At 64.3% G+C, this 6,934-nt stretch carries 10 protein-coding genes; 5 read left to right on the top strand and 5 right to left on the bottom strand.

The window, feature by feature from the left end:
* Positions 1 to 18 precede the first annotated feature (18 nt).
* From ABD301_RS39930 to ABD301_RS39915, 5 genes are all read right to left on the bottom strand, one after another.
* Positions 19 to 450 carry a hypothetical protein gene (locus tag ABD301_RS39930; RefSeq protein WP_344315225.1) on the bottom strand — a complete coding sequence of 144 codons (432 nt, stop codon included), beginning with the start codon at positions 448 to 450 and terminating at the stop codon, positions 19 to 21.
* Between the two features lie 91 nt (positions 451 to 541).
* Positions 542 to 775 (bottom strand): DUF397 domain-containing protein, encoded by a 234-nt coding sequence (locus ABD301_RS39925; protein ID WP_279581739.1) that lies wholly within the window; start codon positions 773 to 775, stop codon positions 542 to 544.
* Positions 765 to 968, bottom strand: a complete 204-nt coding sequence (locus ABD301_RS42680) for a Scr1 family TA system antitoxin-like transcriptional regulator (RefSeq protein ID WP_390624167.1) — start codon at positions 966 to 968, stop codon at positions 765 to 767. The genes ABD301_RS39925 and ABD301_RS42680 overlap by 11 nt, the downstream gene beginning before the upstream one ends.
* A 43-nt stretch (positions 969 to 1,011) precedes the next feature.
* On the bottom strand, positions 1,012 to 1,617 hold the full coding sequence (locus tag ABD301_RS39920; protein ID WP_344315224.1) for a response regulator: 606 nt from the start codon (positions 1,615 to 1,617) through the stop codon (positions 1,012 to 1,014).
* On the bottom strand, positions 1,614 to 3,578 hold the full coding sequence (locus ABD301_RS39915; RefSeq protein ID WP_344315223.1) for a sensor histidine kinase: 1,965 nt from the start codon (positions 3,576 to 3,578) through the stop codon (positions 1,614 to 1,616). Before ABD301_RS39915 ends, ABD301_RS39920 begins: the two co-directional genes overlap by 4 nt.
* Before the next feature lie 136 nt (positions 3,579 to 3,714).
* Here ABD301_RS39915 and ABD301_RS39910 point away from each other — a divergent pair, with 136 nt between their 5' ends.
* The 5 genes from ABD301_RS39910 (at position 3,715) to ABD301_RS39890 (ending at position 6,934) form a co-directional block, all read left to right on the top strand.
* The gene (locus ABD301_RS39910; protein WP_344315221.1) at positions 3,715 to 4,194 is read left to right on the top strand and encodes a DoxX family protein; all 480 of its coding nucleotides are present in this window, start codon (positions 3,715 to 3,717) and stop codon (positions 4,192 to 4,194) included.
* Positions 4,195 to 4,247: 53 nt separating this feature from the next.
* On the top strand, positions 4,248 to 4,859 hold the full coding sequence (locus ABD301_RS39905; RefSeq protein ID WP_344315219.1) for a dihydrofolate reductase family protein: 612 nt from the start codon (positions 4,248 to 4,250) through the stop codon (positions 4,857 to 4,859).
* A complete protein-coding gene (locus ABD301_RS39900) occupies positions 4,856 to 5,224 on the top strand; it encodes a pyridoxamine 5'-phosphate oxidase family protein (RefSeq protein WP_279581737.1) in 369 nt (122 codons plus the stop codon). Before ABD301_RS39905 ends, ABD301_RS39900 begins: the two co-directional genes overlap by 4 nt.
* A 152-nt stretch (positions 5,225 to 5,376) precedes the next feature.
* Positions 5,377 to 5,757, top strand: coding sequence for a hypothetical protein (locus ABD301_RS39895; protein ID WP_163570967.1), 381 nt, complete (start codon positions 5,377 to 5,379; stop codon positions 5,755 to 5,757).
* A gap of 1,018 nt (positions 5,758 to 6,775) precedes the next feature.
* On the top strand, positions 6,776 to 6,934 hold the full coding sequence (locus ABD301_RS39890; RefSeq protein ID WP_344315218.1) for a hypothetical protein: 159 nt from the start codon (positions 6,776 to 6,778) through the stop codon (positions 6,932 to 6,934).

Genomic DNA, 6,934 nt, shown 5'->3' with positions numbered 1-6,934 from the left:
GAAGAGATGGATGGTCTCTCACCCCCATCCGATACAGCAGCGCCTCGTGGCGCACTCACAGTCGTAGCAGACATCAAAACCGGCGCTAATCGACTGGAGCTTCAGGCCGTTGAGATCCACCCACCGGACACCGCGGGCTTCGGCATGTAGTCGCTCGTTGTCAAGCGGCACAGTCTGGAAGCCGTAAGCCTCGACGATGTCCACCAGCTCGTCAGGGATACGGCCGTAGTCACCAGAGGCCGTGATCAGGCGCTGTTCGTTGTCGCCAGCCTGGTCGGTACAGATGAGAGCGCTCATGCAGAACGGCTGTATCCATTGCTGTTGTCGAGGTGACCACACCGACCGAACGCCACGTTGCAGGTCACTCGCAGTGCGGTTCGTCCAGTCGTTGCGTTCCTGGCCAAGGACCATGCCCTTATAGCGGTTCTGGATACGCTGAAGTTTGGCCATGGACTCTTCCCATGACTCCGGCATAGCTGGCAGTCTGCCAGTAAGTATGCCAACTGTCAGCAGATCGTCACAATATGTAACAGCGCCCTGGTCAGGTTCGACCAGGGCGCTTCGTTGCGTCGTGAGGTTGGCTAGTCGTCGGTCGACAGAGTGCCGTCACAGAGGCCACGGGTGAAGGTCTTCCAGGTGTCGGCCGAGACGGTGAGCATGCCACCCGCTCGATTTTGCTGTCACGGACATCGACGTGAGTGCTGGCATTGCGTACCTCGACACACTGCCCGTTGTTGCCCGACCGGCTGGATGTAATCCAGACGTTAGGTTCCACTTGCGTGCTCCTTTATCAACTTCACCGACTCTGCCGGTGACATCGACAGTGTACGAAGATGGTCGTATACAGCGTTGAGGCGATCGATCTCAGCTGGCGACTCCAGGAACAGTTCGCCGGCGGATGCCGAGCCGAGTCCGGAGCCCAATATGGAAGCACCCACCGCGCTGGTCGAACGCGCGATCAACGGCATCGAACTGCCCAACTACGCAGCGGCTAGGGACTCCAAGGCTCTCCTATAGCCACTGGTTCTCGGTGGCGATCTTGATGGCGTGGATGCGGTTGCGGGCGCCGAGTTTGTCGGACGCGGAGGCCAGGTAGTTCCTGACTGTTCCGTACGACAGGTAGAGCTGAGAGGCGATTTCACGTGGATCGAGCCCCTCGGAGTGCAGCCGCAACACGTCCGTTTCGCGGTCGGTCAGGGGACTGGGCCGAGCTTGGAGGGTGGCCAGCGCGAGGGCCGGATCGATGACGCGGCCGTCGGCGGCGACGATGCGGATCGCGTGGATCAGTTCGGCGGCGGGGGTGTCTTTGGCGAGGAAGCCGGCGACGTGAGCCTCCAGGGCGATACGCAGGTTGGCGGGCACGGCAAGCGCGGTCAGGATCAGTACGCGGCATTCGGGCAGCTGGTCGTGCAGGACCGCCGCGGCAGTCAGGCCGTCGACTCCGGGCAGGTCGATGTCCAGGAGCGCCACATCGGGTTTGTACTGGCGGGCGGCTGTGACAATGCGATCGCCGGTGGCGACCTCGGCCGTGACCTCCATGTCGTCTTGGAGGTTGAGGACCGCTGCGAGGGTGTCGCGCAGTATCGCGGTGTCCTCGGCGAGCAGGATGCGGATCATGCGCCGACCGCTGCCGGTGCCGACGGGGAGTAACTCGTCGCGAGTTGGGGAACAACGGCTGTCACCGTGAATTCACCGTCTTTCGCGTACGTACGGACTGCGCCGCCGAGCGCCTCGATTCGCTGCGTCATGTTGGTCAATCCCTGTCCTGACGCTCGGAGATCGCCGCTCCCGTCATTGGTGATGGCGAGGGTACGGCCGCCGTTGCCGGCGGTCAGCGTGATCGTGCACGTCGTGGCCTGGCTGTGCCGCAGCACGTTGGTGACCGCTTCGCGTGTCACCGCGGCGAAGGCAGCGCAAGCCGGCGGAGCCAGTGTGCAGTTCTGCCGGTCGATAGTGGTGGTGATGCCTGCCGCGCGCAGTGTGTGCACGGCGCCGTCGAGTTCGCGTTCAAGGTTGAGGTGGATCTGTCCGGTCGTGACGGCGAGCGCGTCCCGTCTGACACCGCCTGCGACGTACATCAGCTGCGCTATCTCGTGGCGTGCCCGAGCGGGGTCGCGATCCAGCAGAGCCGCCGCGAGATCGGTCTTCAACGCAACGGTGGACAGCCCGAGCCCGAGAGTGTCGTGGGTGTCGCGGGCGAGCCGCAGGTGCTCGCCGGCAGCCGCACCGTCGGCGAGCTCGCGTCGTACGTCCTCAAGGAGTGCCGAGGCGCGAGTGAACTGCGCGAGTCCGTAAATGAGGAGGCAGGCGCTGGCCTCGGTGGCGGCGGCATAAATCGACCAGCTCACGATGTGTCCCCACGACAGCAGATCGGCGGGGTTGAGCAGGGTCAGGATGGGTACGCCGACGACGATGGCGGCGAAGCCCAGCCACCGGGTCCAGTGCCTGATCAAGAGAAGACCACTGGCGCAGGGGAAGGCGAGCAGGCCGATGCTGCCGGCACCCGCGGCCGGATACAGCACCAGGCACAGAGCCGCCTGGGCTGCGAGCGTCCACGGCCAGCCCAGCGGTCGAGGCAGCGGTTGGGCCGCGACGACGCTGAACCAGACGTGTCTCCACTGGAGCGCGATCACGGCCGCCGCGACCACGACCGCCATGGCCACGACACCCCAGCTGTGGTGCGGCACCTCACCGGGAAACACGACGTTGAGCAGGAAGGTGCCGGCGAAGCAGACCGTGACGGCCGTGTTCACGGCGCGGGTGAGGGCCGGTGAGACACCGGCCGACACTGTGGACCGTTCGGGGATGCTGCCCTGCGTCTCGGGCAACGCCACGACGAGGCGTCTGGCGTCCGCGCTTGCCTGCCGAGCGACGTGGCCGGCAGCCGCGAGATGATGCCGCGCGTCGTCGGCTGAACCAGCCCGCACTGCCTTCTCAGCCAGCACGGTGAGTTCGTTCAGCCGTTGCACGATCACCGTACTGACGCGCTCCGTCGCCGCCAGCCGCAACCGCGTCACGGTAGCTTCGGCCAAGGCGGTCCGGGTCGCGTCGAGGCGATCGACGAGATCGGCCAACCGGGTCAGGCTGTACAGGGTCAGGCCGTGGAAGGTGAAGCTGATCAACAACCACCCGACCGCGTTGACAGCCGGCTCGTACGGCAGTCCGACCAACAGCCAGCAGGAGATGTCGAGCGCGGCCAGACCCGCGAAGAACAGCCATCCGCGCCCTCCCGGGACAACCAGGAGCACCAGGCCGCCGAGTAGGGCCGACGCACCACCGACCCAGTTGTGACCGAAAATCGCGAACGGCAGGTAGGTCACTACCGCCTGGAGCAGCAGCAGGCCCCACGCGTACCTGGTCCAGACCTCCCGGCGCCGGCCACTGGCGTACCAGAACGGCAACAGGTAGAGCACGAGCACAAACGGCACGTACGCGTAGGACGGGTGCGGGTTGGCGTCGGCGACCTGAGCGACAGCACCGCAGCCAAGCACCACCATGACGATCGAACGGGCTCGCAGGCCGGTCGGACGTACGTCTGATCCCGGGTTGTGCTCGCCGCTTCGCACGGGACCGTCCATTGGCCCAGGATGACACGGCGCGACCGTCTCCCAGGGGACAAAGCGGCGCACTCGCACCAACATCGGGCGACTTGTGCAATCTGCACGTCACCCTCATGCAGTTTGTCCAGATGGTCGATGCCGAGGAGCACTGCCGATGGCCACGTCGGTCGAGCGACAGTGGCGGCGCACGGGCGAACCCCGCCCGTGCCAGGTCAGATCGAAGCGGATGGAGAACACTATGAAAATCGCGGTATGGATCGCCTCGGCTCTCTTGGCGATCGCATTTCTCTTCGCAGGCGGAGGCAAGTTGTTGACACCAGCAAGCGACTTCCAGCTGATGGCTCCGGGCGTACCCGTCGTTTTGATGAAACTCGCCGGCGCTGCTGAGGTACCGGACGCGATCGGCCTGATCCTGCCGGCAGCAACGCGGATCATGCCGGTTTTGACCCCCATCGCCGCCGCCGGACTGGTGCTGACCATGGTCGGTGCAACGATCACCGACATCGCCATCGGCCAGCCCGCGAGCGCCGTTCTTCCGGTCGTTCTCGGTATCTTCGCGGCCCTGGTGGCCTTCGCCCGTTTCGGGCCGTACGCCGTCGAACCCCGCGGCGCCATCCGTAGCGCGACAGTCTGAGGAGAATCCGATGGGCACTGTAGTCATGAGCGCGACAGTCTGAGGAGAATCCGATGGGCACTGTAGTCATGCACAACGTGGTGTCGGTGGACGGCTTCATCGCTGATGAGAAGGACGATGTCGGTCCCCTCCACGAGTGGTATTTCAGCGGCGACACCCCTGTCACCGCGGCCGACGGTGAGGGTTTCGATCATTCCGGGGCGGGAAGCGGTTTCAGGGTGTCCAAAGCATCGGCGCCGTACGTCAGGTCGGTGTGGGACTCACTCGGTACGATCGTCATGGGCCGCAGACTTTTCGACCTGGTCAACGGTTGGGAAGGCGACCCACCCGCTGGCGACCACGTGGTCGTCGTGTCCCATCGCCCCAAACCGCAGGGTTGGCACCCCGAGGCGTCCTACCACTTCGTCGACGATGTGGCGGCGGCGATCGCCAAAGCCCAGGAACTGGCCGGGGAGCGAACCATCGCCGTGAATGCCGGTGACGTGGGCGCCCAGATCCTCGCGGCCGGCCTTGTCGACGAAGTGGCCATGGACGTGGTGCCGGTGGTGTTCGGGTCGGGCAGGCGCTTTTTCGGCAGCATCGACCGGCAACACCTACTCGAGGATCCCGACGTTGTCATCCAGGGCGAGCGTGTGCTTCACCTGCGATTCAAGGTACGGCGGTGAAGCGAGTCGAGGCGGCAGCCGGAAAAATCGACCCTTCCGCGATCGACCGTGTTCTCGCCGCGAACCGGTACCTCGTGCTCGGCACCGCGGACGAGAACGGGGTTCCGTGGGTTACCCCGGTCTTCTTCGCGCCGCTCGACCCGAACCACGTGCTCTGGGTGACCGCGAATCAGGTCGTACTGATCGACCGGGACGAGTCACAGGTCGACATCCCAGACCTCGATCTCGTACTGCCCCATAACGCCGCGGGCCTCGACGACGGCGCGTACGACATGGCTGTGCAAGCATCGGCCGCGTGGGGAGCCGCGGTCTACTGGGACAATGAATACGCAGTCGAGCGGCTCGCCGTGATTCGAGCGGTCTGAGGACACGTCGAAGGAGTAGAACCGTTGGCGATCAAGTGTAGCCGGCGGGTTTGGTGGTCGTTCACCGAAGGCGAATTGGAAGTAAAACCGTGGACCGCGATGGCCTCAGTGCCTACCATGATCGAGTCACGTAGCGGAAGGAGGTAGAGACGGTGGCGCACGGGAGTCCGCAGGAAAAGAAGGCGCTCAGCTATGCGAAGGATAGGCGCAACGACTACGGCGAAAACGACAAGAGTTCGCGTAAACACATTCGACAGAACAAACGGACACCGAACCGCGCAGACCGGCACCGGCAGCGTCAGGTCATGGCGTCCGCGACCGGACGCATGGTCGACCTGGATGCCGCCGAGCGAGCTGAGGTCAGGCTTTATCTCAAGAAGTCAATGTGGTTCACGAAGCGATGGCGAAAATGGCCTGACGCTCCCCTAGGGGACATGGTTATCTTGCAACTGCGGCGCCGGGCCGCACGGGGAATGGTCAACGCGGCGGACAGCCAGGCGTGTATCGAACGCATCCGTGGCCGAATCAGGTAACTTCCCTCTTTGCGTCAAGACAACAAATACATGAACAACTGATCCGCGGTCGACCCGCGTGAAGGCGGCCTCGCGTCCGGCATCAGCAGCACCATGCGGCAAATCGGCGCGGTCCTTGGCGTGGCGGTTCTCGGTACGACCGTACGCACTCTGGAACCCGGTGGCGCGTCCTTCACGACCGGCCTCGCCACTGGGTTCCTCGTCGCAGGGCGTCGTCACTCGCTCAGCGCCACGTTCATCGGCCTGTTGCTCAACGCACCAGTACCTCGTCAGCCGCGCATGGGTTTACCCAATCGCTGGATGTCCAGCCGGCGGCTGCACCTCATCAGTAGGCGGCAACGCATAGGCCTAAACGCAAGCGATGGGGCTCGGCCAGCATCGAGTTCTGGAAGCGATTGTCGGCCCGTATGCAGGCAGGTTTCGACACATGGAAAGAATTCCGCGCCGAGGAATCGGTGGGGTCCTAGCCAAGGCCGAACGGGATACCGAGTGCCTTGATCGCGTTCTTAACGAACTCTTGTGCGCCTTCGCTGGTCCCGGCGACTATGCCGGTGGCGACCGGCGCGCGAGAGCCTTTGAGTGCAGCGAGCGCACGCCTAATTCGGCTGCGATCCGGCCCTGGCTTGGTGACCTCGGCTAGGACATCGCGGGCCGCCTCTTCGGCTCCTGCTGCTCTTGAGGATCAAGCTCTGCAGTTGGGAGTCGTTTTAGTATCACTGTGACAGCTTCGGTGAGCGCTTCTAACCCTCGCGCGACCTGCCGAGTCTGGTTCCGTACGACGCTCTGGTTATTCCAGGCTAGCTGTGCGCTATCGCCGGAGAGATTTGGAAAACCGGTCAGTGGTAGACAGCGCTCTCGCTCGGTGCCGGCGAGACGGCGGTGACTTGACGGATGGCCGCGTGCGCAAGCAGTACGTCGTCGATTCGGCTGTTCTGCTTCGGTCAGGACCTGTTCGGGGGCGAAAAAGCGACCGGAAACGTGTTGGGTTTCGACCCGGAAGTCGGTACGCGTACGGTCCGTGGCCGGTCGGTCGACAACGGGGCGCTGGCTGTTGGAGGACCCGGACGTGAATGGCGCGTACGGCCTCGCCACCCGCTGGCAGGACGAACACCGCGTGCTGGAGCACGACCACTTGCGGGCGAGACGACCAATCAACCGGAACATGGCGGCCAGTTGA

Origin of the sequence: Fodinicola feengrottensis (assembly GCF_039530045.1) — a bacterium.
Taxonomy (GTDB): domain Bacteria; phylum Actinomycetota; class Actinomycetes; order Mycobacteriales; family HKI-0501; genus Fodinicola; species Fodinicola feengrottensis.
This window is presented reverse-complemented; position numbering and strand designations above follow the sequence as displayed.

Excerpts from the sequence above, each read along its gene's own strand:
- ABD301_RS39910 (WP_344315221.1), top strand. The coding sequence starts at position 3,715 with ATGGCCACGTCGGTCGAGCGACAGTGGCGGCGCACGGGCGAACCCCGC.
- ABD301_RS39920 (WP_344315224.1), bottom strand. The coding sequence starts at position 1,617 with ATGATCCGCATCCTGCTCGCCGAGGACACCGCGATACTGCGCGACACC.
- ABD301_RS39915 (WP_344315223.1), bottom strand. The coding sequence starts at position 3,578 with ATGGACGGTCCCGTGCGAAGCGGCGAGCACAACCCGGGATCAGACGTA.
- ABD301_RS39930 (WP_344315225.1), bottom strand. The coding sequence starts at position 450 with ATGGCCAAACTTCAGCGTATCCAGAACCGCTATAAGGGCATGGTCCTT.
- ABD301_RS39905 (WP_344315219.1), top strand. The coding sequence starts at position 4,248 with ATGGGCACTGTAGTCATGCACAACGTGGTGTCGGTGGACGGCTTCATC.
- ABD301_RS42680 (WP_390624167.1), bottom strand. The coding sequence starts at position 968 with ATGCCGTTGATCGCGCGTTCGACCAGCGCGGTGGGTGCTTCCATATTG.